The organism is Cohnella baijiui, from assembly GCF_020731285.1.
Taxonomy (GTDB): Bacteria; Bacillota; Bacilli; order Paenibacillales; family Paenibacillaceae; genus Cohnella.
Genome location: NZ_JAJFOW010000025.1, coordinates 58,616 through 84,420 on the forward strand (window position 1 = coordinate 58,616; position 25,805 = coordinate 84,420).

At 58.7% G+C, this 25,805-nt stretch carries 29 protein-coding genes; 5 read left to right on the forward strand and 24 right to left on the reverse strand.

The features are described from left to right. Window positions 1-106 precede the first annotated feature (106 nt). Both LKX83_RS20460 and LKX83_RS20465 read right to left on the reverse strand, forming a co-directional pair. Window positions 107-1,141 carry a LacI family DNA-binding transcriptional regulator gene (locus tag LKX83_RS20460; protein ID WP_227884353.1) on the reverse strand — a complete coding sequence of 345 codons (1,035 nt, stop codon included), beginning with the start codon at window positions 1,139-1,141 and terminating at the stop codon, window positions 107-109. A 112-nt stretch (window positions 1,142-1,253) separates the two neighbouring features. Beyond that, window positions 1,254-1,991: an SIS domain-containing protein gene (locus LKX83_RS20465; protein WP_227884355.1), complete on the reverse strand. Its 738-nt coding sequence runs from the start codon at window positions 1,989-1,991 to the stop codon at window positions 1,254-1,256. 220 nt (window positions 1,992-2,211) lie between these two features. On the opposite strand from LKX83_RS20465, the gene LKX83_RS20470 reads away from it, so the two are divergent. Next, window positions 2,212-3,141 (forward strand): TraB/GumN family protein, encoded by a 930-nt coding sequence (locus tag LKX83_RS20470; RefSeq protein ID WP_227884357.1) that lies wholly within the window; start codon window positions 2,212-2,214, stop codon window positions 3,139-3,141. A 201-nt stretch (window positions 3,142-3,342) separates the two neighbouring features. Here LKX83_RS20470 and LKX83_RS20475 read toward each other — a convergent pair whose 3' ends face one another. The 14 genes from LKX83_RS20475 to LKX83_RS20540 all read right to left on the reverse strand — a co-directional run bounded on the left by LKX83_RS20475 (window position 3,343) and on the right by LKX83_RS20540 (window position 15,637). Then, window positions 3,343-3,546, reverse strand: coding sequence for a nuclear transport factor 2 family protein (locus LKX83_RS20475; RefSeq protein ID WP_227884359.1), 204 nt, complete (start codon window positions 3,544-3,546; stop codon window positions 3,343-3,345). 32 nt (window positions 3,547-3,578) lie between these two features. Further along, window positions 3,579-4,088, reverse strand: a complete 510-nt coding sequence (locus tag LKX83_RS20480; RefSeq protein WP_227884360.1) for a zinc ribbon domain-containing protein — start codon at window positions 4,086-4,088, stop codon at window positions 3,579-3,581. 193 nt (window positions 4,089-4,281) lie between these two features. Continuing rightward, window positions 4,282-4,566 (reverse strand): hypothetical protein, encoded by a 285-nt coding sequence (locus LKX83_RS20485; RefSeq protein WP_227884362.1) that lies wholly within the window; start codon window positions 4,564-4,566, stop codon window positions 4,282-4,284. 112 nt (window positions 4,567-4,678) lie between these two features. Beyond that, on the reverse strand, window positions 4,679-5,815 hold the full coding sequence (locus tag LKX83_RS20490) for a response regulator (RefSeq protein ID WP_227884364.1): 1,137 nt from the start codon (window positions 5,813-5,815) through the stop codon (window positions 4,679-4,681). After that, entirely contained in the window at window positions 5,812-5,967 is a 156-nt protein-coding gene (locus tag LKX83_RS20495; RefSeq protein WP_227884366.1) for a hypothetical protein, read from the reverse strand. The genes LKX83_RS20490 and LKX83_RS20495 overlap by 4 nt, the downstream gene beginning before the upstream one ends. A 123-nt stretch (window positions 5,968-6,090) precedes the next feature. Continuing rightward, window positions 6,091-7,053 carry a D-2-hydroxyacid dehydrogenase family protein gene (locus LKX83_RS20500; RefSeq protein WP_227884369.1) on the reverse strand — a complete coding sequence of 321 codons (963 nt, stop codon included), beginning with the start codon at window positions 7,051-7,053 and terminating at the stop codon, window positions 6,091-6,093. 249 nt (window positions 7,054-7,302) lie between these two features. After that, entirely contained in the window at window positions 7,303-7,833 is a 531-nt protein-coding gene (locus tag LKX83_RS20505; protein ID WP_227884373.1) for a methylated-DNA--[protein]-cysteine S-methyltransferase, read from the reverse strand. Next, window positions 7,830-8,426, reverse strand: coding sequence for a bifunctional transcriptional activator/DNA repair enzyme AdaA (locus tag LKX83_RS20510; RefSeq protein ID WP_227884375.1), 597 nt, complete (start codon window positions 8,424-8,426; stop codon window positions 7,830-7,832). The genes LKX83_RS20505 and LKX83_RS20510 overlap by 4 nt, the downstream gene beginning before the upstream one ends. A 117-nt stretch (window positions 8,427-8,543) precedes the next feature. After that, on the reverse strand, window positions 8,544-9,305 hold the full coding sequence (locus LKX83_RS20515) for a class I SAM-dependent methyltransferase (protein WP_227884377.1): 762 nt from the start codon (window positions 9,303-9,305) through the stop codon (window positions 8,544-8,546). Between the two features lie 86 nt (window positions 9,306-9,391). Beyond that, a complete protein-coding gene (locus LKX83_RS20520; protein ID WP_227884378.1) occupies window positions 9,392-10,501 on the reverse strand; it encodes a Ger(x)C family spore germination protein in 1,110 nt (369 codons plus the stop codon). Further along, window positions 10,498-11,592, reverse strand: a complete 1,095-nt coding sequence (locus tag LKX83_RS20525; protein WP_227884380.1) for a GerAB/ArcD/ProY family transporter — start codon at window positions 11,590-11,592, stop codon at window positions 10,498-10,500. Before LKX83_RS20525 ends, LKX83_RS20520 begins: the two co-directional genes overlap by 4 nt. Before the next feature lie 12 nt (window positions 11,593-11,604). Next, window positions 11,605-13,101: a spore germination protein gene (locus LKX83_RS20530; RefSeq protein WP_227884382.1), complete on the reverse strand. Its 1,497-nt coding sequence runs from the start codon at window positions 13,099-13,101 to the stop codon at window positions 11,605-11,607. Between the two features lie 189 nt (window positions 13,102-13,290). Next, a complete protein-coding gene (locus LKX83_RS20535) occupies window positions 13,291-14,316 on the reverse strand; it encodes an acyltransferase family protein (protein ID WP_227884385.1) in 1,026 nt (341 codons plus the stop codon). Between the two features lie 238 nt (window positions 14,317-14,554). Then, window positions 14,555-15,637, reverse strand: a complete 1,083-nt coding sequence (locus LKX83_RS20540) for a glycoside hydrolase family 172 protein (protein WP_227884387.1) — start codon at window positions 15,635-15,637, stop codon at window positions 14,555-14,557. Window positions 15,638-15,831: 194 nt separating this feature from the next. Here LKX83_RS20540 and LKX83_RS20545 point away from each other — a divergent pair, with 194 nt between their 5' ends. Further along, window positions 15,832-16,743 carry a helix-turn-helix transcriptional regulator gene (locus tag LKX83_RS20545; RefSeq protein ID WP_227884389.1) on the forward strand — a complete coding sequence of 304 codons (912 nt, stop codon included), beginning with the start codon at window positions 15,832-15,834 and terminating at the stop codon, window positions 16,741-16,743. Between the two features lie 15 nt (window positions 16,744-16,758). Here LKX83_RS20545 and LKX83_RS20550 read toward each other — a convergent pair whose 3' ends face one another. The 3 genes from LKX83_RS20550 to LKX83_RS20560 form a co-directional block, all read right to left on the reverse strand. Continuing rightward, window positions 16,759-17,265, reverse strand: coding sequence for a DUF2179 domain-containing protein (locus LKX83_RS20550; protein ID WP_227884391.1), 507 nt, complete (start codon window positions 17,263-17,265; stop codon window positions 16,759-16,761). Between the two features lie 198 nt (window positions 17,266-17,463). Further along, window positions 17,464-18,228 (reverse strand): hydroxypyruvate isomerase family protein, encoded by a 765-nt coding sequence (locus tag LKX83_RS20555; RefSeq protein ID WP_227884392.1) that lies wholly within the window; start codon window positions 18,226-18,228, stop codon window positions 17,464-17,466. A 34-nt stretch (window positions 18,229-18,262) separates the two neighbouring features. Beyond that, window positions 18,263-19,234: a Gfo/Idh/MocA family protein gene (locus tag LKX83_RS20560; protein ID WP_227884394.1), complete on the reverse strand. Its 972-nt coding sequence runs from the start codon at window positions 19,232-19,234 to the stop codon at window positions 18,263-18,265. 127 nt (window positions 19,235-19,361) lie between these two features. Here LKX83_RS20560 and LKX83_RS20565 point away from each other — a divergent pair, with 127 nt between their 5' ends. Further along, window positions 19,362-20,198 (forward strand): AraC family transcriptional regulator, encoded by an 837-nt coding sequence (locus tag LKX83_RS20565; RefSeq protein WP_227884395.1) that lies wholly within the window; start codon window positions 19,362-19,364, stop codon window positions 20,196-20,198. Between the two features lie 122 nt (window positions 20,199-20,320). Here LKX83_RS20565 and LKX83_RS20570 read toward each other — a convergent pair whose 3' ends face one another. The 5 genes from LKX83_RS20570 to LKX83_RS20590 all read right to left on the reverse strand — a co-directional run bounded on the left by LKX83_RS20570 (window position 20,321) and on the right by LKX83_RS20590 (window position 24,387). Beyond that, entirely contained in the window at window positions 20,321-20,668 is a 348-nt protein-coding gene (locus LKX83_RS20570) for a hypothetical protein (RefSeq protein ID WP_227884397.1), read from the reverse strand. Window positions 20,669-21,534: 866 nt separating this feature from the next. Further along, a complete protein-coding gene (locus LKX83_RS20575; protein ID WP_227884439.1) occupies window positions 21,535-22,323 on the reverse strand; it encodes a lipase family protein in 789 nt (262 codons plus the stop codon). A gap of 77 nt (window positions 22,324-22,400) precedes the next feature. Further along, window positions 22,401-23,255: a phospholipase D family nuclease gene (locus tag LKX83_RS20580; RefSeq protein ID WP_227884398.1), complete on the reverse strand. Its 855-nt coding sequence runs from the start codon at window positions 23,253-23,255 to the stop codon at window positions 22,401-22,403. Window positions 23,256-23,416: 161 nt separating this feature from the next. After that, a complete protein-coding gene (locus LKX83_RS20585) occupies window positions 23,417-23,911 on the reverse strand; it encodes a hypothetical protein (protein ID WP_227884399.1) in 495 nt (164 codons plus the stop codon). Beyond that, window positions 23,908-24,387, reverse strand: coding sequence for a hypothetical protein (locus tag LKX83_RS20590; protein ID WP_227884400.1), 480 nt, complete (start codon window positions 24,385-24,387; stop codon window positions 23,908-23,910). The genes LKX83_RS20585 and LKX83_RS20590 overlap by 4 nt, the downstream gene beginning before the upstream one ends. Before the next feature lie 209 nt (window positions 24,388-24,596). Between LKX83_RS20590 and LKX83_RS20595 the strand changes: the two genes are divergently transcribed. Then, entirely contained in the window at window positions 24,597-25,298 is a 702-nt protein-coding gene (locus LKX83_RS20595; protein WP_227884401.1) for a hypothetical protein, read from the forward strand. A 14-nt stretch (window positions 25,299-25,312) separates the two neighbouring features. Then, the gene (locus LKX83_RS20600; RefSeq protein ID WP_227884403.1) at window positions 25,313-25,759 is read left to right on the forward strand and encodes a hypothetical protein; all 447 of its coding nucleotides are present in this window, start codon (window positions 25,313-25,315) and stop codon (window positions 25,757-25,759) included. Window positions 25,760-25,805 lie beyond the last annotated feature (46 nt).

Here is a 25,805-nt window from a genome sequence, read left to right on the forward strand (position 1 = left end):
AAAGGAAATTAAATTGATTGTAAATATAAAAATTCAATTTAAATTCACTTTTTTGAATTAGAAAACAAAAAATAAACTTGCCCCCGAACGAGACAAGTTTTTGATGTTAGGGCTTCGCGAAACGGGTCGTTTTGCGAGTGATCAGATCTCCTCTGATCCAATACTGTTTTTGAGCGATCTCGTTTTCCTGAAGCTGCTGGTTCAACAGATGGAATGCTTTCATGCCCAATTCGTCGAGCGGAATCCGAATCGTGGAGAGCGGCTTGGACAACATGGCGGATGTCGGAAAATCATAGACGCCCGTGACGCTGAGTTCTTCCGGAACGGATAATCCCAGATCGTATGCCGCGTTGATCGTGTACATCGCGAAGTAATCGTCGATCGTCACGACTGCCGTTGGCCTGTCTTCCGATGACAACAGATCGTAAGCGATTTTGTACTCCTGCTCCGGGTCGTCATATTCGGCAAACCTGATATTCGATTCGTCGTACGGCAGTCCGTATTTCTCCAACGCCGCTTTATAGCCTTCCAAGCCTTTGCGCCCTACTTGGTCGTACAGGCTGGAACCGATAAATCCGATTTTGCTGTGGCCGAGCGACTCAATGAGGTGCTCGGTCGCCGTATAGATGGCATGCTCGAAATCCACATGCACGACCGGAATATCGGGAAGCGTCTCATGATGAGTATTCAGAAGCACGACGGGGATGCCTAAATGGGTGACCTTGCGAATGTCTTCCGCATGCCCTCGATGGATAATCAGGCCGTCGATTCTTCCTTCCTCGGCCAGATTAACGAAAAACGACTTGTTGCTGTTGCCGATCCGTTCAATGTTGTTGTTGCAAAGCATCACGGAAAATCCATGTTTGCCGGCTTCCGCTTGAATGCCGCCGATCATGCCGCCGATAAAAGGATGATTCGCGAAATCGAAGCCGTAGATGCTGATGCCTATCGTATGGCTTTTTTGGTTCAGATTCACCATATGCGGATTCAGCCGGAAATTCATGCTTCGCGCCATGGACATCACCCGCTGTTTCGTCTCCTGACTGATTCGGGGATCGTCCTTCATAGCCAAAGAAACCGTGGAGGGAGTCACCCCCAACGCTTGCGCTATGTCCTTCATTGTTGTTCTGCCTTTAGCCATCGACAATACTCCTCATCACAGCAGTTTAATAGAGTTCAATATTTTCACTCTGTTCCTATCATATTTATTCAATAAGTTGCAAAAGTCAAGAATGCGGCTGCCGTTCACTCTCCTATGACAAGTAGCTCAGCCTTCCCTTGTACGGCTCCATCGCCAACCGGTTTGCTTCCTCGCCGCCATCGATATTGGCGCTGACGAAAAGCGGCGCCCGCAAGCCTGCATTCTCCATTCGTTCCGCCACTTCGGAAAGAATGGCATGTAAAATCGCGATGCCGATCACAGATGATGTCGGGCCTGTTCTGAGCCCAGACTTCGGCAGCGGAATCGCCGCATCCCCTACCTCGGCCATATTGTCCAGCACGTAATCCGCAAGCTCAAAAAGCCGTCGGCCGCTGCAGTGCCGAGAGCTCTGAGCGGAAGAATAGACAGTCGAGGTTAAAGCGATGACCGGGATCCCCTTCGACTTGGCCCATCGTGCGATTTCGATCGGCAGGGCGTTTCTTCCCGAAACGGAATGGACCAGCAGGACATCGCCGTGTTGAACGGGAACGCCTTCCATCACGATCTCCGCATAGCCGTGAAGCCGTTCTAGAGCCGTGGTTTTCGTGATCGGCCGGGTATTCAACATCATGCCGTCGGCGAAAACGGGGTTTACCGGAATCCACCCGCCTGCCCGGTAGAACAATTCTTCGGTCACAATCCCCGCATGTCCGGCTCCGAACACATGCAGAACCCCTCCGCCGCGAAAACGATTTTCTAAAAGAGATACTACGTTATTCATGGTTTCCCCCTGCTCTTCCATCAGCCTCGACAGCATATGGGAAATCACGGAAAGATACTTGAACGACATCCGCCCATCACATCCTTTTCTCGGGAATATCATTCATTATATAATTCATCCCATCCTTGATTCAACTTATTGAATAAAAATTAAATTTTAGTATTTATTTTTGAATTCATCCATTGTATGCTTTAAATGCATCTTTGGTAAAGCGCTTACATATGGAAGGAGGAAATGGGGACGGTTTCGGAGCAGTCGAATCATGAATTTCAAAGGAGGAACAGCCAAAATGAGAAAATTGCTGTTGGTGCTGACGTTGATCTCCATGGTAGCTTTTGCAGGTACGGTTTATGCGCAGGAAGGGAGTCTTTCCGGAGAAAACAAAGATGGGGTTAACCGTGCCATGTGGGTGTGGGACTTCGATTCCTCCGTGTCGACCGAGCAGAACAGAAACGACCTCATTCATTTTTCCAAACAGCATCATATCAACTTGCTCGTCGTCTACACGGGAAGTCTCGTGACGACCTATCCCGAACCATTCGAAGCCCTGATCCGAGCCGCCCATAAAAACAAGATTCGAGTCTATGGGCTAGACGGGGATGCTGACTGGGCACTCGAGTCCAACCATTCATTCGCGCTGCAAGCGGTCCAGAACGTGCTGGACTTTAACAAAACGCACCCCAAAACCAAGTTCGACGGCTTCCAGCACGATATCGAACCGTTTGGCATGCCGGACTTTTTCGATAACGTACAAAGCTACGGCTCGCAATTCCTTGATGTCCTGAAACAATGCGAAGAGTTGGTCCACACGGACAAAGGCATGATTTTCGAGGTGGCGATCCCTTTCTGGTACGCGACAGCCGAGCCCTCCCCGATCAGTCTAACTTATGACGGCTTAGAGAAACCGCTCGATCACCACATCTTGGACATCGTCGATTCGGTTGCCATCATGTCCTACCGGGACAGCGCCGCCGCGCAAATCGAGGTTTCCCAGCATGACGTCGATTATGCCGCATCCGTGGGGAAAAAGGCATATGTCGGCGCCGAAACGACGACCCCGGAAGGAACGGGACTCCCTCCTTTCATCACGTATTACGATGAAGGATTGAAGTACATGGAAGATCAATTCAAGCTGATCGATAAATACTACAAGGATCATCCGGGCTATGCGGGAATCGCCGTAGAGTGGTACAACACTTACAGAACGATGCCCAAGTAAAGCGGATTAGCCAACACGAAAAAAACAAATTGCGCATGCCCTATCCTCTTCATTGGACGCGGCAAAAATGGCTGAAATGGCGAGTGAAGCATCGAAGAGGGAGTCATGGACTCCCTCTTTTGCTTAAATGACGGGTAGAGCGCCGAAGAGGGAGTCTAGGACTCCCTCAGGCTGTAGAGAAGCTCCCTGTTACCCTCTCTTTTACAGGTCGAATGGATTTCCTTCGATGTACCATTTCCCGTGGACTTTGACGAGATCAAAAGAATCGTCGTTGGTTTCCACTTCGCCGTTCCGGCTGATCTTGACCATGTAAGCCACGGTCGCGCGGTCGCCTTCCTTGGTTACTTCGAGAATTTTGTGATCCTTGATTTTGAACTTGCTCTCTTTGAGTTCCTGCTTCAGCATTTCGGCGACACCGTGATTTCCTCCCGCTACTCCTAAGACAGCCCAGCAGCCTCTTTTGTCAATTCATTTCCGCAGCTTTCGCAAAAGCGATCCGTCCCTAACACTTCCGCGCGACAGACCGAACAGTACGTCGGATCCGCCGGTGCCGGCGGAGGAGGCACGTCGCCCATGGCATCTGCCTGCGGCGGCACGGGGTCGAACTTTTGTCCGCAGGCGGAGCAGAACTTGGAATCCATCGGGATGACCTGTCCGCAGGAACACCGCTTCTCATTTTTAATCGCTTGTATCTTAAGTTCCAACTGCGCGATCTCGTATTGGCAGTTGACGATCAGTCCGCTTTGTTCCTGAACCACGCTTTCGGCGTCGGATGGCTGTTGCGCCTGATAAGCTTGGAATACCGCTTCGCCGATCTTCAGGTAGCCGCGCTCCAATTCCTTTCGCTTCGCCGAAATCTGGGTATTCAGCCTGGCGATTTCGACAGAATCTTTCGCCATTTCCGCAGCTTTCGCGGCTCCATCCTTTAACTTATCGAAAAAACCCATCCTAGTGCCTCCTACGAAATATCTAAAATGGTTACGAAGACCTAAAATGCTATCCCTTACTTTAGGTCCAACAAATTCGAATGTAAAGGAAATAATTTCCTCTTCTTTTTTCTACCAACAGGAAAGAACCGTCCCCCTTGGGGAACGGTTCCTTGCCCTGTCTGCATTTTCGAAAGACAGCCTTAACCCGTCTTTAAGAAAAATTTAGAAATGCGAGCGGTATGCCCAGACCGAGCACCCAGATCAGCGGGATGAGGTTGAGGCCTACCGCCAGCTTCGGTCGGCGTTTGCGGAACATCCAGGACAGCATCGCGCTGGCGATCGCCGCGACCGGATACATCCAGATGCCGACGACGAACGCGACGTTGCCTGCGCTGAAGCCTTGATCGAAGCTCATGAAGGAGAGGACCCCCACGAGGAGCCACGGAATCAGGCAAATCGCGTAAAACAGTTGGGTGAGAATGAGATACGACTTCAAAAAAGATCCTCCTTGTCGGCGCGTATAAACCGATTATAGAAATCGCGTCTGCATGCAAACTGAAAAGAAAGCGCTTCCCGTCAGCTATAACCCCTTTCAGCATCCCTGCCGCTCAAAACCATGAAGCCGGATGCGCTGCTAGCCGATCGAAATCCAGCAGCTCGCTCTCCTCCGGCCGATCCGCCAGCTCAAGCGCCAGCTCGTGATAGGCTCTCGCGTCCTTCTCCTTGCCCGTCAGCAGCAGCAGCGCGATCATCTTTGCGTGGAGCCGTCCGCTTAGCGGTAGAAGCTCCGCCCACTTTTGCAGCGGATTCAGCGCGATCTCGTAGCGCTGTTGACGGACGTAGGCGTTCGCCATCGCTTCGAGCAGTTCGATGAAGATCAGCTCCAGCTCCGCCTGGCGCGGCGCCGCCCAAGCGTACCCGCTCCCGGCCAGGTATCCGTCCCCGTAGAGCTGGATCGCCCGGATGACGTTCGTCAGCGAGGACGTCCGTTGAAAGATTTCGTATTCCGTCCGAAAAGCAGTCACGTCGTCACGGGTCACGGTCCAGCGCAAGCTGTAGCTGCCCCCGGCCGTCCGGGCCTGCTCGATCGCATAATCGATTCCGCAGGCTTCCAGATCCTTTCGCAGCTGATAGACTGTCGAATGCAGCGTGGCTTGGGTTCGTTCGATGTCGCCTCCGTGCCAGAGGTCCTCAAGAATTTGCGATTTGCCGATCGTCCTGCCCCGGTGATGGTGCAAATAGGCGAGCAGCTCCCGGCTTTTGGAGTTGCGAAAGCGGACGGAGGAGCCCAGCGGCGAAACGACGTCGAACGGACCGAAGCTGCGGACCGACAAGCCGGGCTCGGACGGCTCGCGATCCGGCATCGACGTCTCGCGGCCGAATCGCCGGGCATACCGCGCGAGCGTCTTCTCCAGGTCTTCGGCCGTGACCGGCTTAAGCAAATAGTCCATCGCCTCCACTTCGAAGGCGTCGCGCGCGAACTCCGCGTACGCCGTGATGAACACGACCTGAATCTCCGGCCGGACGGCGCGCAGACGGCGCGCCAGCTCCAGCCCCTGCATCCCCGGCATTTCGACGTCGAGCAGGACAAGATCGAGAGCGTCCGCCTTCGTCAGCGCGTGCTCCAGCATTTCTCTGGCACTGCCGAATAGTCCGCTCACCTGAACGCCTTCCATCGTTTCGAGCAGCTTGCCCACCCGCTTCAGCGCGGGCCATTCGTCATCCACGGCGGCGATATGGATCATATCGGACCTCCTGTCTGTATCGTCCCGGAGACCGGGACGCGGATCGTGACCTTGGTTCCGCTTCCCGTGAGCGCAGGCAGCGCCAAGACGGCGAGGAACGCCAGCACGAGGGAGATCGCCGCGACCCGTCGGATCTTGGGTTTGGGGGGCATGCTGCGCATTCACCGGCCGTTTCTAGTAGGATTCTAGGGAAACAGATTCGACGCGCAAACGCCTTTTCCCTTTCATTTCGACACGATCCGGCAATGGCGGCGACTGCTCCCCGAAACCGGCGGCTAGGAGGACAACTGCCGGATCGGCGTCCCGTCGAGGAAGGCCGCGATGTCCTCCACGGCTTCCCGGAAGTAGATCCCGTAGTTGCCGCGCGTCACGTAGCCGAGGTGCGGCGTCGCCAGCACGTTCGGCAGCGACCGCAGCGGATCGTCCGCCGGGAGCGGCTCTTGCTCGAACACGTCGAGCCCGGCGCCGGCGATCCGTCCCGCGCGCAGCGCCCCGATGAGCGCGTCCCGGTCGACGATCGGCGCTCGCGACGTATTGACGAGATACGCGGACGGACGCATCTGCGCCAGCTCCGCCGCCCCGACCAGACCCCGCGTCCGCTCGCTCAGCACGAGATGGATGGACACGAAGTCGCTCTCGGCGAGCAGCTCTTCCTTGGAGGCCGCCAGCCGGGCGCCGGCGGCTTCCGCCTTGTTCGCCGTCAGGTTTTGGCTCCAGGCGACGACCTTCATGCCGAAGGCGGCGGCGATCCGCGCCATTCGGCCGCCGATCTTGCCGAGGCCGAGCAGGCCGAGCGTGCTGCCGTACAGATCGGCGCCCATCGTCGTCTGCCACGGTCCGCCTTCGCGCATCGCGCGCTGCTCCGTCGCGAGCCCCCGCGCCAGCCCGAGGATGAGCGCCCAGGCCATCTCCGCCGGAGGCTCGGAAGAGCTGCCCGTGCCGCAAACGACGATCCCGCGGCGCGCGGCTGCGGCGAGGTCGATCGAGGCGTTGCGCATGCCCGAGGTGACGAGCAGTTTCAGCCGGTCCAGCCGATCGAGCAGGCTCGCCGGGAACGGCGTCCGCTCCCGCATGGCGACGACGATGTCATAATCGCGGAGCGCGGCGGCAACCGCCTCCTCCCCTTCCACATGCGTTTGGAAAGCCGTCACTTCCACGCGGTCCGAGAGAACGGACCAATCGGCCATTCGCAGAGCCACGTCTTGGTAATCGTCGAGGATGGCACATTTCCATTTCATTTCTCGATTCGCCTCCCTGAAATTCAAACCCGTTCATCAAACGTATGGCTCAAGTACTTTTCTTTTCAAAATAGGCGATTTTCTTTTCGCATTTCCTTCCAATGAACAATTCATAGCTGCCCTCATACTATCACATTCGCTCCCTTGCCGCGCAAGAAAAGACCGTCCCTCGCGTCTTGAAGACGACTTGGGGACGGCCTTTTTGTTTGCTCCGTTCAATGGACCCTTGCATCGCCGCTCGGCCCGGATCTACCGGGCAGCCCGGCGCTCAAGATCCAGCAGCCGCGTCTTCATCGCGAGCCCGCCGCGGTAGCCGGTGAGGGCGCCGCCCTTGCCGACGATCCGGTGGCAAGGCACGGCGATCAGCACCGGATTCGCGCCGATCGCGGTCCCGACCGCGCGCACCGACGCCGGTCGGCCGATGCGTGCCGCGATGTCCGAATAGGAGAGCGTCTCGCCATAGGGCACGCCGCACAGCGCCTCCCATACCGCGCGCTGGAACGGCGTGCCGCCCAGGTCGTGCGGCAGCGCGAAGTCGTGGGAAGTTCCGCCGAAATAAGCGGCAAGCTCCGCGGCATACGGGCGGAGCCGCTCGTCGTCGCGCGTCCAGACCGCGCGCGGGAACCGCTTGCCTACCGTCCGCGCCATCTCCTCGAACGGCGCGTCCGGCGACCCGACATAGACGAGTCCCGACGTCGCGGCAGCCAGATGCAGCTTCCATTCGCCTTGCTCGAATAATGACCAATAAAGGGGAGTCGCTTGATCGTCCCGATGTTTCATTTTACGGCACCTCCGGGGGAAAGGGATGGCCGATGGAGCTCCCGGTAGCGGGAGGGCGTCCATCCGGTTTTGGATTTGAACAGGGTGACGAAGTACGGCGCGTTCGGGATGCCGGCCCGCGCCGCGATCTCCGCGACGGTCCGGTCCGTCCCGAGCAAATCCCCGATCGCCTGCTCGATCCGCTTGCGCTGCACGTAAGCCAGCGGCGTCTCGCCCCGAACCCGCTTGAACGTCCGATGCAGATGATACGGACTGCCGTGGCAGGCGTCGGCGATCGACTCGAGCGTGATCGTCTCCGCATAGTGCAGGTCGATATATCGCAAGATCTGGGATACCCATTCGTCGTCGGGCAGACGGCCGCCCGTCGGCTTGCACCGCTTGCACGGACGGAAGCCCTCGGCGAGCGCCCGTTCCGGTCCGGAGAACACCCGGACGTTTGCCCGGTTCGGCGGCTTGGACTTGCAGGACGGCCTGCAAAAGATCCCTGTCGTTTTCACCGCGTACCAAAAGACGCCGTCGCTCGCCGCATCGTTGCCGACGATCGCTTGCCACCTCTCGTCCGTCACGGGCCATTCCTTCGTTTCGTCGTTCACCGCGCTCGCCTCCTTGTCTCCAGTATACCTCGACGATCCGTCTTCCGTACGCTTTTCGGAGTCGAAACGCAAGATATCGAAATACCCGGAGATTGCCGATGGGAAACGCGCCCCTTGCTATACTTCTCCCCAGTATATTTCCGTCTCGTAATCGAAGGAGACGCGCCCGTCTACCTGACAGCGGTCGAAGAGGCTGCGCAATTCCGCCATCATCGGCTCGAAGCCGGCATCGCCGGGCACGGGGATATAAGACGAGGACTGCAGCCGACCGCTTAGCCCTTCGAAGTCGAAGAGCTGCGCATACGGGAACGAAACCTCGATCGGCCATCCCGGCGCGAAAAACGACTGGAGCGTTTCCCGGGAAATGTTTTTGTGGCCGACGTCCTTGTAGTCGGGACTGTACGCGTGCACGAGCCGGTCATAGCCCTCGAGAAACGCCGATCCCTCCGTCTTCCGCGTGTTCCAGACGAGGGCGACGCGACCGCCGGGCTTCAGAATCCGGCGAAACTCCGCCTTCGCCGCCTCCCGATCGAACCAATGAAACGACTGGGCGCAGACGATCGCGTCGACCGAACCGTCCGGCAGCCCCGTCGCTTCCGCGGCGCCCGGCAGCGACCGGAAACCCGGCTCGTCCGCGGAAGCCTGCTCTGCCGCCTCCCGCATCGCCCGATTCGGCTCCAGCGCCGTCACGCGGCTCCCCCGTTCCAGCAGCAAGCGGGTAAAGATGCCCGTCCCGGCGCCGATATCGGCGATCTCCTCCGCCGCCCGCAGCAAGGCGGTATCGTACAGGTAGTCGATCGCATCCTTCGGATAGCTGGGTCTGTACTTTACGTACGTCTCCACGCGATTCGTGAATCTCATCTTGCTGTCTTTGGCCATGCGGCGACCGCTCCTCTCCCGTTAGCTATCCCTAGCTTGCCTGAAGTCGGCGGCATTTGCAACACGGGACGGAGAGACGCAACGGGTCAGGACCGGATCAGCTTCCCGATGTCCTTGATCTTCACGCTGGCCCGGACCGTTATGTCCGCCGCGGCGAACGTCTCGTTCCAGTCCAGCTTCTTCCAATCCCGGTAATGCATCGCGTTCCGCACATGCTGCCCGAGACCGATCGAGTCCGTCTTGCTTCGCTGCATGATGCCGATGAGCGATTGGCACTTTTTCGCGACATATTTCGACATGCCGGCCTCCAGCTTCCGCTGATTGGCCACGCTGTCCAAAGGCTCTTGTCCGTAGTATTCCAGCATGGACCCCCGGAGCTTGATCTCGATATCGACCTTAAGGCGTTTGCCTTGGGTCAGACCCTTCGGCGAACTGAACCGGATCTTCCGATGGCTGCGGATGTAGGACATCGAGATCGGAACGGATTCCTCCCCCATCTTGACGCCTTCCATGTTCAGATCCCCCATATGAACGCTGTCCCTCAGGATGCCGAAATACATTTTGTCCACGCCCTGAATACGTCCGACGTAGCGATCCTTACGGAACAGCGCCAGACCGTCGACCATCAGGCTGTTCGGCAGCTCCTTCAGGATCGTCGCCACCGGTTCGATGCCGTCGTCGTAGTAGTCGCGGATAAACGAGTGCAGATTCGTATGGGGAATGTCCCGCGAAGCCGACTCGGCCCGCAGCAGATCGTCGATGTACTCCCCGGCCGTACCGCCTTGTTCGTACTTTTTGGTCATCATTCTTTCCGTATCGCCCTCCGCGACCACCACGTGCGAGTGAATGCCGACTGACGGATCCCGCATGATCGCATCCAGGTGGCTCCAAATGCCGTCTCGGGCCAATGCCTCGCCGAAGACGATCTGACGCAGCTGCCCGTTCACCAATCTTCGGTTGTTCTGGCGGTCGAAGATCGCCCGCGCCTGCTTGCTCGTGCGCGCGACAGCCGAATACACGATGCTCTCCTCCTGCTTCGTTTTCGGGATGCTGATGGTGACCTTCAGCAGTTTGGCACCGTCCCTGCCCGCCAGATCGTAAGCAATCGTCCGGATAAAGCCGACTTTCTCGAGAATGCGCTGATCCGAACAACCCGTCAAGAGGAGCAGGACCAACATCCAACGGAAGGCTCTCATACTTTCACCTCCTTTTGACGCCATTGGCCGACTTTGATGAAAAGCAGCAGCAGGAGCGGCAGGACGATGGCGATCCCTATTTCGATAAAGTACGAATGGCGCACGAGCAGCTCGGATTGGCGGAGAATTTTTGGGATGTATCCCAAGAGGAACACCCCCAGGATCAAAAAGAACTCGATCAGCTTCGGGCGAGCCTGCGGGAATATGCGTCGGAGGCAGAGCATGCTGGCAAAGGAAAAGAATACGGTCGAGAGAAGGTTCGAGAACAGAAAAAACGGGAAGATGAGGTTTTCCATTCGATTGATGAAAGGAAATTCTACATACTCGAGCGTATGGATCAGCGGATACGACAACACTTTCAGCTCCGGAAAGCTGAAAAAGCCGAACGACACCCACACGAACAGCTGTTGCAGAAAGACGGTAAAGAGCTGGCCGAAGTAAACGCCCTGGAACAGTTTGCTCTTCTCGTTCACATACGGGAACATGAGCATGCAAAGCTCGTAACCGACGAAGACGGTGTACATTTCCGCCATGCCATAGAGCGAATGCCCGCCCGGCTGCGCGTCTTGGAAAAAGGAGGTCGTGAGCCGAATGAGCTTCCATTCCTGGAAGAAGAAGGGGAACAGCCCGTTCAGCGCCGTCGTCAAGATGAAAAACAAGGTGACGGCTTTCATGATGCTGTACAGGTCTTTGATCAGCAGAAAATACGCCATCAGACAGTACATGAAAAAAATAAGCATGCTGTCCGTCGACTGGAACGCCAGCATCTGAAAGATCAAAATAAAATCTTTGCCGATGAAGGCGCCGACCGACAGCCAAAAGCCCGCCAGGAGGACATATAGCGGATAGGCGCACCATTTGGGAAGGGCAGTCTCGATGATCTGGAAGATCGACCGGCCTTTGCCCAGGCGGTAGACGAAATGGATCAGACCGATATTCGCAAAGGCGACGAGAGACAACGCCAGCAAGCCCAGCCAGCCGTTCGTGCCGAAGTTCTCGGCGACGAGGCGGGGCAGGGAAAATACGGTTACGTCCAGTTCGATCATGTAGATGAAGATGCCGATATGGAATCGGTTAAGTTTTTCTTTCACGCTGATCCACCGCTATTTTCGCATTTTTGTCCGAACCTTGTTCTTGGTCTTCACGATCGACGGGCGTTTGCGAAGCGCCCAGAACGGACCTCTGACGAACGTGTCCAGCACGTCGCCGAAGTTGAACGGGGCGAGCGGCGTCAGATAGGAGGTCCCCAGATTGGTGATGCCGGCCAGATGGATCATGACGAAGCCGATTCCCATGATGAGCCCGAGGTTCCCCAGGATGCCCGCCAGAATGATGAGACCGAACCGGATGAGACGGAGCGACGCGCTCATGATGTAGCTCGGGATGACGAACGAGGCGATCGCCGAGGTAGCCACGGCGATGATCAGGATATTGCTCGTAAAGCCGGCCTGCACCGCCGCCTGGCCGATGACGATCCCGCCGACGATGCCGATCGTCTGGCCGATCTTGGTCGGAAGTCGGGCGCCCGCCTCGCGCAGCAGCTCGATCGTCCCTTCCATGAGGAGCGCCTCGATGAGCGGCGGGAACGGCACGCGGCTGCGCGATTCGGTCAAGTTGAGGAGCATCGTGTGCGGAATCATCTCGTAATGGAACGTCGTGATCGATACGTAAAAAGCGGTGAAGCAGATCGTGATCAAAAAGCCGAACAGGCGAAGGACCCGTAGCGAGGTGCCGAGCAGCCAGCGCTGATAGTAATCGTCGGGGGAAGAGAAAAAGTCGAAAAACGACGTCGGCGTGCAGAATACGGACGGACTCCCGTCGACGAAGCCGGCGATGCGGCCGCCCAAGATTTTGGATGCAACGGCATCGGGACGCTCCGTGGTCAGAAACTGCGGGAACACGGAGTCCGGATTTTCGTCGATCAGCTGTACGAACATGCTCGCGTCCATGATGGAGTCGATCTCCACGCTTCTAATGCGCTCGATGAGCATCTGCACTAGCTCGTCGTTCGCGATGCCTTCCAGATAGACGAGCACAACGTTCGATCTGGAGATCTCGCCGACAGGCAGCTCGATCGTCTTCAGGTGCGAGCTTTTGATGCGCCGGCGGAGGACGCTCAAATTTTGCTCCATGTTTTCGACGAAGCCGTCGTGCGGACCGGAGATGACCGTTTCCGACTCCGACTGCTCGATCGACCGGCCGGTAGACGTGTCTATCTTCACGAGATAGGTTTTGTCGCGAAAGAAGATCGCGGCTCTCCCTGCCAGGATGCCGTCCACGCAGGCGGTGGCGTCCTTGGCTTCCGCATACGGCGGATTGTCGAGGATGACGGCGGCCTCCCGTTCGCTCGCTTTGGAGAACGGTTGGATGATGTCGCGGTACAGCTCTTCGTTGCCGACCAAGTAGGAAAGATATACGACATCCATGCCGAGCGACGCGAAGCGGCGGTGCGACACGTCCATGCATTTGTCGAATTCCTTCAGGATATGGGCCAGCGTCGGCTCCGGCTGGTCGGTCCTCGCGGGCGGCGCGCCGGAAGACGTCGGGCTTCGAGGCGCGGACAACAGCCGAAGCAGGAGCTTCCCCAACCTGAACATCATCTTGTACGCCCCCCGTCGGAAAATGTTGGCACAGGGACAATGTTCCCCAATGTCCTTCGCCTGATACGCGAACGGACGGTCGGATGGCGCGCTCGAGGGAACGCGCACAGGCAAAAAAACCCCGTCTTCCCGGAAGGAAGACGGGGGCTGCGGCAGCCGCCTCGGAAGTTCCGCATACTGCCGGATCCGTCAGGCGGCCGTCGTGGGCCGCGCGGGTGCCGGCGGCTTCGTCCGCTTCCGCCCGAAGCCTTGACGGCCGAGGAAGATCGAGGTCAGCAGCCGCGACTTGGACATGAGCCATGCCGCGCCAAGCGGGATGAGCACGCCGACCGCCGTGTAGACGAGCGTCCCGTAGTCGAGTCCGACGCCGTACGTCAGCAGGATGTTGACGGGGATGTGCAAATACATGATCGCGATCGTCACCGTACCGAGAAATGCCAGCGCGTCCGTGGTCCGCAAGCGCGCCGCCCAGTAGCAAAGCTGAAGCACGACGAGCACGCAGGCGAGCGGCAGCAGCAGATCGACGACCGGCACCGTGTACACTTTCAACTTCATGTCGATGCGAAAGTCCCACCGACCGGCGATGTTGAGCCCGGCCGCGACCGCCCACAGCGCCAGCGCCGGCACAAACGCCTGCCGTCCCGCGAGCAGGATGGGCAAGACGGACTTGCCGACATAGCCCGCGAAGAAAAACGCGATCGCCATCAGCGCGACGTCGGCGTTCCACGGGATGTCCCAACCCGCCATCGGGGTCATGCTGACGATGTGCGCGGCGGCGTAGCAGAGCGCTACGACGGCCGCTTGGGTCCGTAGCGGATACCGCGTCAGGAACCCCATCAGCAGATGCACCAGCAGCAGGCAGGTGATGAACCAGAATACGCCGTACCATCCGCCGAGCACCGTCCCGCCGTATACCAGGAGCCGGAGGTCGCGGGGAATGGACATCGGATCCATTAGCCGGACGGCGACCAGGCAGGCGATACAGATGCCATAGGCGAAGTAGGGGATCATGAAGTGCTTGATCCGCTGCCAGGCCCAGGTCCGATAGACGGCTGCAGGCACCTCCTTGAACAAGAGCCCGCTCACGAGGAAAAACAGTGGCATGCGGAACCAGCCCAAATAATGATTGATCGTCTCGTTGCCGGCGTGTCCCATAACGACCAGGATGATGCTGAGTCCTCTGGCGACGTCCACCCACTTCTTGCGTTCCTTCACGAATTCCCTCCATTCTGGCAGGATTTTCCGAACACTTTAACGATAATCCGAATCGAACGGGCCCGAAAATAGGCGAAACCGTTCAAAATCGTTAGGTCTTGTGAATGAAAATCGGCCGGGCAGCCTTGCCGGAACGAGCTTAGGCAGCCCGAAGACTCAGGCTGCCTAGGTTGCGGCCGCGATGTCCTGCGCACCAAGGCGCAGGCCTGACGGCTTATCTCGATCGGACGCCGATGCGCTAAATGACCTCCCGCTCGTCGTTGCCCGGCAGGACGGGATACGGCGCATGCGGCTCCAGCTGGTACCAGTATGCCGTCGAGGCGATGTCGCTCTGCTGCGGAAGATAACGTCCGCCGGACCGCCAGCCGAGGTCCTGGATCGTCACGCGCAAGTCCCGCTCAAAGCGGATCGGGTCCATGACATGCCACCTGTACATGCCGAAGCGCTGCTGGCTCCGGTAAAGGCCGTCCGGCTTCAAGATTTGCGGCAAGCCGAGAAACGCCGTCGAATAGCTGCAGTACGTCCCCTGGGGCTGCTCGAAGTTCCAGGCGCCGCCGAAGTAATCCTCCGTCCCGGTGCCGCAGATGGTCGGAAATTCGTGATCTCCGTCCAGGTAAAACTTGATCTCCCCTTCGCCCCACCAGCCGTTGTTGTTGACCTGCCAGGCGAGGTACGTACCGACGTAATGCCCCCGCCCCGACACGCCGTCCAGCAGCGTGTGCACGTCTTTGTAGGGCACGGGATTGCTGCGGCGCCATTGGGCGTGGAAGTAAGCCATGTCGTCCGGGACCTCGGTCAGCGTATAGTCGACCTGATAATAGAGGTGCGTCCCCTCCGTGCCGGTATTTTCGACGGTGATCTTGGCCCGCTTGCGGAACGGCATGAGCCAGTAGCTGTTCATGCCGCCAGCGGGGTTCACCGCGATGGGGAACGAATTGACGTTGCAGCGCTCCTGCCAGCCGTTGCAAAAGAAATCTCCGAGCGGCACTTCGACGGACGGCGTCTCTTCGCCGTCCCAGTACATGCGCAAAATAAACGTCCGCCAATGATTCGGATGACACGTCAGCCAAATATGCTGGATGGCGCCGGGACCTTCGATCTCCGCCATCGTATAGACCATGCCGGGCGTCACGTCGACCGACGGCGACACCTTCCAACCGATGCCGAGGTCTCGCGCGCAAGACGCGCCGGTACCGGTCGTCGCCTGAGCCCCGCCGCCTTTGGCGCCGTTCGGGTTCTCCGCGCTGATGGAGCGAGTGACCGCGCCGGAGACGCGGGCGAGATTTCCGAGTCCCATATCCAATCCGTTAAAAGGGTACATGTGGACACTCCATTTCCGATAAAGTAATTCGGGGCTATGATCAGGCGCGCCTGCGGCCTATAATGATCGTAAGCGCTTTAACGACGGCTTGCGCCGTTCCCCTTCCCTGTCCATGTTACCAGAGAGAATCTTCTTCCGACTTTGCCGCGGTTGGGGATCGTTTGTCCGATCTTGCTCATTTTGGAGGTATCGCCATGCACCCGACTCTTGCGGAGGACCGCAGCCGGATCTTGATGCAGCTCTCCCCGAACGTCCGCCGGGCGTGGGATCACCGGATCGAGGACGAGATGCATCTAAGCCGGCGGATTATTTTCGACTACGAGCTGCTCTACCTGGAGCGTGGCGAGCTGTCCGTCCGGATCGAAGACGAGCGCCATACGCTCCGGCCGGGCGATATCGTCTTGCTCAAGCCCGGGAAAGAGCACGCGTTTGTGGGCTCGTCCGGCGAATGCTGGATGCCGCATATGCATTTCGACGCCTTGTACGCCGACGACTTTGCCGACGTTCCGATCAACTTCAAGCCGTGGTCGGATTGCAGCGCGGCCGAACGCCGCATGACGCGCCCGGACGTGCTCGGCGAACGGCTCGGTCTCCCCGACGTCATCCGCATCGACAACCACGGCGAGGTGCTGGACAATCTGCGCCGGCTCATCCGTTCCTTCGACCGGGCGGACGAAGACGCCCCGCTGCTGCGGAAGATGCTTGTGCTGCGCATGCTATACGCGATCCTGAAGGGGCTTGAGGAACGCGGGGACCCGCTGCTGCGCCGCCATCGCCTCGCCCTCGACCGCGCCGCGGCGTATATCGCGGAGCATGCCGCCGAGGAGATCCGGCTGAGCGAGCTGGCCAAGCAGGCGACGCTCAGCCTCTATCATTTCTCAAGGCTGTTCAAGCAGCGCTTCGGCGTGTCTCCGCACCGCTTTCAGATGCGCTGCCGAATGGAGCGTGCCAAAGAACTGCTGCTGTACAGCCGCTTGTCCATGACCGCGATCGCGGAGAAGGTCGGCTACGCCAACGTTTACGCCTTCAGCAAGGCGTTCAAACAGTCGGAAAACGTACCGCCGAGCCAATACGTCCAGTCGAGATCGGGGATGCCTACGCTGTGACTCGCCTGCCGGCGGCTACAGCCGGCGCGCCAGGAACCCGCCGTGGAACCGCTTCGGCTCGTAGCTGACGATAAAGGCGCTCGGATCGACGGCCAGCACGTCCCGGTACAGCTGCTGCTGGCGTTTGCGGGGGAGGACGACGCTGTGCACCCAGCGCCTGCCGACTCTCCCTTCGCCGCCCCACCGGGTGACGCCGTAGCCTTTTTCCCGGAGGTACTCCGCCAACCCGACGGACTCCTCCTTGGTGATCACCTGTACGATCAAATAGCCGATGGCCAGCCACTCCTCGATCTTGACCCCGAGCAGGACGCCCGCGCCGTAGCTGAGACAGTAGATCACAAGGTTGACCGGATTGTCCAGGTTGTCGAGCACCAGCTTGAATCCGATGACGTACAGCCCGATTTCGAGTGCGCTGATTAGCGCCGCGACGTATCGGATGCCTTTGACGGTCAGGATGAATCGGATCGACATGAGACTGACGTAAGTGATTTGCAGCAGGATGATCGATAGGATGACGGTCATGAAATACCTCCTCGAAGGCGGCACCCGGCGCGATAGGCCAATCGAAGAATTAGCGTACCGCAAACGGAAACCGTTCATTCGGATACGTCCGCACACAGTCGACGGACAAAGGGTGACCCGCAGCCTTCACGGCCAGCGGGTCACCCCCTTTATATGCCTCCTATATACCTCTCCGGACGCGGTTTGAACCTGGCGGCGCTACAGCTTGGCCAGTACCTCGTCCTTGAACTGCGCGATGGCCTCGTCCGTATCGATCGTATAGCCGCATTCCAGGCCGACGTAACCGTCGAAGCCCGTATCCCGGATCGCGCGGAGAATGTTCACGTAGTTCAGCTCTCCGGTACCCGGCTGCTTGCGCCCCGGGTTGTCGGCGATATGATAGTGGTTGATCCGGTCGCGGTAGCCCGTTGCATTGCGGATGACGTTGCCCTCGGTGATCTGCTGGTGGTAGACGTCGAAAACGAGCTTCACGTTCGGGCTGCCGACCTGATCGACGACGTCCACCGACTCGTCCGAGCGCTGCAAAAAGTGACCCGCGTGATCGATCAGCCCGTTTAACGGTTCCACCTCGAGGACGATGCCCGCCTCTTCGAACAACGGCGCGCAGCGCTTTAGCGTCTCGACCATCGTTTGGCGCTGCGTCTCGCGCGGGACGCCGTCCAGTACGTTGCCTGTCTGGGAGATGACCGAGCGCACGTTCAAGATTTTGCACGCTTCGATCGTCTGGCGCACGCCTTCAAGATACGCGTCCCGGAGCGACTCGTCCACGAGGCTGATGAACTTCGTGCACGTCGCGCTGATGCCGACGCCGATGCGTTCCTGCTCCTTGGCCGTCCGCTTCAGATCCTCGAGATTCCACCAGGCGTAATATTCGAGCCCGTCGAAGCCGTGCGCCTTGATTTTTTCCAAATGGTAGATTTCGTCTTTCCCGGCGTATGCGCCGATACACAGCGACCATTTCATCGTTTCGTCTCCTTTGGCTGTCGTTTTGGCTTCTTTAGCCGATCGCGACCGGCTTGCCGCTGGCGGCGGAAGCGTTGGCCGCGACCGTCACCTCGTGCGTCCGCAGCGCGTCGTCATAGTTCGAGAGAATGCGCGAAGCGTCTCCGGTGCGCAAGGCGTGCACGAACGCCTCGTCTTCGACGTAGTACGGATTCGCGACGTTTTTGCGGGCTTGCGTGCCCTCGCGGGTCACCTCCCGCAGCTCGTCGCTGCGCAGTTCCAGCACGCCCCGATCCGTATAGATGTCTAGTCCGACATGGTGGCCGACGGGCAGGAGGCAGGTGTTGGAGATCGTGGCGACCATGCCGTTCGCCAGCTTCATAGTCACCGTCCCGACGTCGGGCACGTCCGTGCCGGGCACCTGCTCATCCATGACTTGCAGCGCATAGGCCGCATACACCTCGCGAACTTCGCCGCACAGGTACCGCAGCAGGTCGACGATATGGGTCGTCTGCTCGACGAATTGGCCGCCGGAGCCCGCCTGCACGCGCCACCACGGCACCATCGGCATGCCGCCCATCCAATAGCCCAGCGCCATCCCCGGCTTGCTCCCGGCGAGCAGCTCCTTGGCGGTCGCGGCAGATTCGTTGTACCGCCAGTGGTAGCCGACGGAGGTGAGAAGCCCCTTGGCCCGAACCTCGGCGGCGATATCCGAAGGGAGCGTGCCGTCGATGCCGAGCGGCTTTTCCACAAGGAACGGGATGCCCCGCTCGATCGCCTTGCGCTCCGCCTCGCCGTGGGCCATCGGAGGCACGCAGATATATAATCCGTCCAGTTCGGATCCGTCCAGCATGTCGTCCAGGTTCGAAAACGCTTTCGCGCCTTCGTGCGCGGATGCCGCTTGCTGCGCTCTCTGCGCGTCTACGTCATAGAAGGCGGATAGCCGCACCCCCTCCATCTTGGTGAGATTTTGCAGATGATGGTTGGCGATCCCGCCCGTGCCGATGAACCCAAGCTTTACAGTCATTTTTGGTCACGCTCCTCGTAATTATATAAGAAAATCCAACTCCTGACCTCATTGTAAATCAAGAAAAATCCATTTAAAATATAAGATACATCGGATTCCATATAAAAAAATGAAAGTAGTTGCGGCTATGACCGATTATTACTCCCGGCACTTCGTGACGACCGAATGGGACCAGCGCCTCCCGCTTCATCTGGACAGCATCGGTTACGACGAGCATCAGAGCGCCATTTTCCGGGATCAGGGCTTCTACTGCTACCACTGGCTCCATACGGTCGAAGGCAGCGGCGAATTCGAGGTCGGCGGCCGGACGTTCCGGCTCTCGCCGCACCAGGGCATCCTGCTGAAGCCGAACGTCCCCCACAGCTATCGGCCGCTTACCGCCAAGTGGTCGACCTGGTATATGACGTTCGACGGCGCGCTCGCGAACCCGATCGCCGCGGCGATGGACCTGCCGATGATGACGCCGTTCGGCTGGGAGGCGGACTCCCCGCTGGGGCGGCTCCATGCCGAATACGGGGAGAAGTGCCGATACAGCTTCGACTTCGCGGGCATGAGCGGCTCGCTCGAGGTGTATGCTTTTCTGACGAAGGTCAAGCAGCATATCCAGGTGAGCGGGCGCCCCTCCTTGTCCAAAGGCCACGAGCGCCTGACCCCCCTCTATTTGCTCATCGAGGAGCAATACGGAGATCCTGGCCTCGGCCTTCCGCAAATGGCGGAGACGCTAGGCATCAGCTCCCAGCATCTAAGCACCTTGTTCCGCAAAAGCTGGGGCATGAGTCCCTATCAATATTTGCTTCAATTCCGCATTCAAAAGTCCAAGGAGTTTCTCTTGAAATTTCCCGGACGCCCGGTCAAAGAGATCGCGGGGCAGGTCGGCTTTCAAGATTACAGCCACTTCGTCAGCACCTTCCGCAAGCTCGCGGGCATGACGCCGGCCACCTTCCGACAGCATTTCAGCGTCTGAACCGAAAAACGGCCGAGCCGGGCGGTCGGAAGCGCCCGCTTCCCCGTCCCGGCCTGGCCGTTCTTGCGGTGAGCCGTTCGTTTACATACATCTCAGCCGCGCTGCTGACGCGTGATCCGTCGTCACTTCTTCTCGACCTGGAACGCCGACACCGGCTTCACCGAATACGTTCCGCGCAGCGATGCCTCCGAAAGCACGTCCAGCTTCACGAGGCTCGCGATCTTGGCTCCGTCCGCGCGGGACAGCAGCCGCCAAAGGCTGGGATCCGGAAGCGCTTCGAACAGCTTGTGGTCGTCGTACTCCCGTCTCTCCTGCTCCACGATCTTTACGCGGTAGCTTTCGTTTTCCCACCCCGCGCTCCCGTTCGCTTCCGCATACGCGAGCAGCGATGTCCGCAGCTCGCCCAGTTCCTGTTCGATTTCCCTTTGCCGCTGTTTCAACTCGAAATACCGCGCAACCTGCTCGTCCATTTGGGCTCCCTCCTCCCCTCATACTTATGAGGGAGATGCCGGCTTTAGACGGCTTTGGGCGGAAGCTCACAGTTGCTTATTTGACCGCATTCTCACGATATCCCCTTCGCTCAGGTTGGGCACGTCGGCGAGAACCTTTTTGTCGATATCCCTTTCGCTCAGGATCACGATTCGTCCGGTTCTTTTGCACGATATCCCCTTCGCTCAGGTTGGGCACGTCGGCGAGCGCCTTTTAGTCGATATCCCTTTCACTCAGAATCACGATTCGTCCGGTTCTTTTGCACGATATCCCCTTCGCTCAGGTTGGGGACGACGGTGAGAACCTTTTTGTCGATATCCCTTTCGCTCAGGATCACGATTCGTCCGGTTCTTTAGCACGATATCCCCTTCGCTCAGGTTGGGGACGACGGTGAGATCCTTTTTGTCGATATCCTTTTCGCTCAGGATCACGAATCGTCCGGTTCTTTTGCACGATATCCCCTTCGCTCAGGGACATCATGGTCGCCTCTGTCATTCGTTACCCCGGCCTTTCGACAACCGCATTTCACAGTACTCCAACGCCAGTCGCCGTCCTCCATCCTTTCCTTCATAAGCCTGCGGCTCCAGCCAAACGGTGGTTGTTCCTGAGCCAATGGGATATCGTCAAAAAACCATTTTTAAGGGGGCCGAGCGGGAACGATGACATGCTTTATCCGGCCGAACGGAAAAGTTCCTGAGCGAAGGGGATATCGTCATAAAGCGCTAAACGGCAATATTCCTGAGTAAAGTGGATATCGTCATAAAGCCAAAAAAAGCGGTGCAGCGGGTCTACCCCGGCATGCACAGCTTTCGATCCGTTCCGATGGATTTGATTCTCTAGGCGATGATTAGGCCGATCCCGGACAGAGACCCGGATTGGCCTTGCACATCCGCTCCGCATACGTCGGCTCCCGCTGCGCCAGTTCGCCGTAATAGCTGCCGAGTATGTGGTTGGCGGAGAAGCTCCCCCGCTGAAACGGTAGCGACACGGAACGGCGCGTATGGGTGTAATAATAAGTCTCCTGCTGCTTGGGCAGCTTGAACACGAACGGAGGAATATGCGTGACCGCGTCGTAAGGATTGTTGATCCGATAGCCGGCCCCGATCCGCGCGCCGTAGGAGCCGGCAAAGGAGGCATCGCCGACCCGCGGGGATCCGAATGTGTACACGTTCGGGGCGCGAAAACGGGTATTGGCGGAGACGTCCAACGCGCAAAGGGTGGCCAGAGCCCCGCCCAGGCTATGTCCGGTAATATAGAGGCGCTTGCTTGCCGATATTTTCCGCACGGCAGCCAGCACCTCATCGCGCATCGACTCGTAGATGCCGTTAAACCCGAAGTGGACGAGACCTCCGTCCCTCACGCATTTGAACCTGGCTTGCGTCGCCATCGCATCGGATACCCAGTCCGACGTCGAGCTCGTTCCCCGAAACGCCACGATCGCGTCGTCCGCCGACTCGAGCACGAAGCCGAACCATTCCCGGGACCCGTCGAACGATCGTCCTTTTAACGCGATTACCATCTTGTAGTTGGCCGGGAGCACGAACGTGCCATCCGGATTGTCGTACTGCGTATACGTTTGTCCGCAAACGGCCGCCAGAAAAACGGCTTTTTTTCCGTCGTAACCTTGCGCTTGCATGCGCACCACGCCCCTCTCCCTATCCTATTAAGATAGGGAGGGCGGCGTGACAGCCGCCCGGGCGCGGAGGTGCAGAATTATTTCGAAGCGCGGCGGAAGCCGGCGGCTTCGGCGTCGGCTTCGGTGCAGAACATCTCTTCCGCTTTCGTGCGGTCGTAGCTCGCGCCGCCCGGGACATGATAGATCTTGTCGCCCTTTGCGTTGATGTTGCCTTTGATCTCGGGCGCCGTGCAAGGAGCGACCGACGCGGCCGCTTCTTCGCCGCCTTCCTCCTTCGCATCCTTACTTCCTTCATCCGCGGGCGGAACGACCTCTCCGGGTTGGGCGATCGACGGCGTGATCGTCTCGAACCCTTTATCGTCTTTCCACATCCGTTCGAATTCGTCCGCGAACGCGGCCGCTACCTCGGGATTGCGGACAACAACCAGCATCTCGTCGTTCGTCGTGCTTGCGGATTTGGAGTAATTAAAAGACCCAGTTGTTGCGACCTCCCGATCGGCAACCGTCATCTTGAGATGCATCAGGCCGCTATGGCGGTTGATCTTGATCGGGATACCGGCGCTCCCTAGGAGCTTCAGCGCTTCCTGCTGCGATTTGCCGCCGGATTGGATGCGGTCCGTCACGAGACGGACGTCGACGCCCCGTTTTTTGGCGTTTTTGATGGCTTGGACGATGTCCGGATAAGTCAAGCTGTAAATGGCGACGTCCAGCGTCCGGCGGGCGCCGTCGATCACCTCGACGAGCCGCTGTTCGGGATGCTGATCGGCTTGGGTGAACGCCCACGCCAACTGCGGCCCCGTAACGGAGGCCGAAGACGGTTTGTCGCCGGCAAAGCTGCAGCCGCCCAGCAGCAGCGTCGCGAGCAGCGGCGTCGCGAGCAGCAGCGTCGCGAGTAGCGGCAAGCCGCGCCCGGCCGCGATCGGTTTGCGCATGGCGCTCCCCCCCTTGGTTCGTTTTTCCTCAAGCGCAAACCTCATCCCATTGTAGAGGAAGACCATGCGGAGGGCAACGACGTTCGGGCGGACGCGCCTTATTTCTTCTTGCAGATGCCGCAACCAGTAGCGGCGGCTTCTCGGACGGTTCCGGCAAGCGCTCAGCGCATAGCCTTCGTTCTGTGGTACTGCCGCTTCAAAACGACGAAAAACGCAAGCGTCGCCGCCTGCACGACCAAGTACATTAAAAAAGAGTACCGGAGCGACCAGCCTTTGTAGTGAAACACCCCGCAGACGGTGGCGAGCCATTCGAACCCTGTTCCGATCAGGGCCGACAACAGCAAAAAAACGGGTATCGACAGCCCTCTTATCCGGCAAACGTGAAAAAGGTATACGAACAAATAGCCGACCGGCGGATAGATCATCCAGGTAACCAGGTCCCAAAAGTCGATGCTGGAACTAACATTGATATCGTACCAATCGTACGGCTTCATTCCGATCGTGTCGTCGAGTCCTTTGGCCGCCGTCAGGCTGAAGATCATGACGAGCGCGGCGATCGAACCCGGCATCGCCCGAGGCAGCCGCAGCGCCAGTCCGTACGCAGCCAGCAGCGTTACGACGTTGAACCAGACGTAAGCGTGATTCAGGGCGTTCATAGGCGCAGACCGTCTTTTCGGAGCAGCACCCGGTAGGCGGCCCGAACGGCGAACGCGTAAACGATCAGCAGCAGCGCTTCGAGCATATCGACGATCCTCCCTTTCTCCGTGACGATCCGGATGACGCCGCAGGAGGATAAATGCATGCGGATGAGCGCGAGCACGAGGCTCGTTGCGGCCCCCGCCATCCATTTCCCGTACAACGGCCGGATCCGGTCGGTCAGCGACATGCCCCAAACGACGATGAGCGGCGTCAGGATCTGCAGATGAATCATGCGCACGAAAGCGGTCACGCCTACGCCGGAGGTTTCGATCCACCCGAGCTGCAGAGTCAGGGAAGCGACATACAGATCGTCCATGAAAACGACCGCCATCCACACCGTCAGAATCTCAAAAAGGTGCATCGAATGGCCTTTCCAAGTGAACAGCGCGATTAGCAGCAAGAAAGCGGCGGTAAAATAAACCGTCCACAACATCGGCCGTTCCCCCGTTTCCGGCGCGCGTAAAATTCCCTTCAAGTATGTCCTGAGGGTCCCTCGAATAACCGAAAACAGGAAAAGGGAGCCGAAAAAGCCCCCTCCTCCCACCAATCACGTATAAATATGGAAACAAATTACAAACTAGATTTATGAATCCTACATCCAGATCTGCCCTGTCTCGACTGAGCACCTGGGGCACGACAAGCTTGCTTAAACGAAATCCCTATATGGTGGCCTGGTGGTCGGCGGCATTCCCGGGGTTCGGCCATTACATGCTGAACCAGTATTGGCGAGGATTGCTGCTGACGCTGTCGGAAGTCATCATCAACTCGTTGGCGCATGTGAACGAAGCGATGGTGAATTCGTTCTGCGGTCATTTCGGCAGAGCGACCTCCGTCCTCCGCCCCGACTGGGCCGTCGGCTACATCGCCGTTTATCTGTTCGCGATATGGGACAGCTACCGGCAGTGCCTCGTTCAAAACAAGCTGGCGCTGCTGGGGGAAGCTTTCGAGCCTCCGATCCGGCGCGTCCTTCTCACACCGCTCGAAGTCCAATATATCGAACGCAAGCATCCGGCCGCCGGCTTGTACTATTCCTTCCTGTTCCCCGGCTTGGGGCAGCTTTACAACCACCGGTTCGGTCTGGCCTTTTACGGCATCTTCTGGTGGTGGATCTATACGCACTTGTCCCACTTTTATCCGGCGGTTCTCGAACTGCTGACCGGCGAGTTGCGGGATTCCACCGCCATGCTGGTGCCGCAGTGGCTTCTGTTTATGCCATCCGTCGTAGGAGGCTCCATGTACCATGCCTATATGACGACGATCGAGATGAACGAGCTGTTCCGCAAAGAGCAGCGCCAATACTTGAACGAGCGTTACGGCAAGTCCGAGCTTGATATTTTCGGGTAAGCGGGAGGGCGTCCGTGCTGGTCATCGGGACTTTTGAGCAAACGCTGGAATTGGAGCAGGCGCTCGTCGAGATAGAACGGCTGGGCGTGAATCCGGCCCGCATCCTGGCGGTCGGGATGGACACCGCGCCGGATCCGAAGGCGTCGGCGGAGAAGCGAAGCGTGGACGGCATCGAGGTCGGGCTCGCCTGCGCCACGGCCAGCGCCGTCATCGGCGCCAGCTGCGGCTTCGCCCTGCCGTGGGGGCCGATCTGGTGGGGGTTGATCGGAGCTTTCGGCGGATTTGCGATTGGCTACGCGATACGCGTGCTGGCAGGCAGGCACGCGGGGACCGGCCGAAGACCGCGAACGCCGTGGCCGGAGGTCGCGGTGTTCGTCGAGTGCGGGGAGGAACTGGGAGCGCAGATCAGCGGCATCTTCCGGCGGTATGGCGCGCTCTCCGTCGGCAGCCATCGCCGATGAATCGTTAGCAGCGCCTCCGTCAACGCCAAGCCGACGCCCCGGTCGG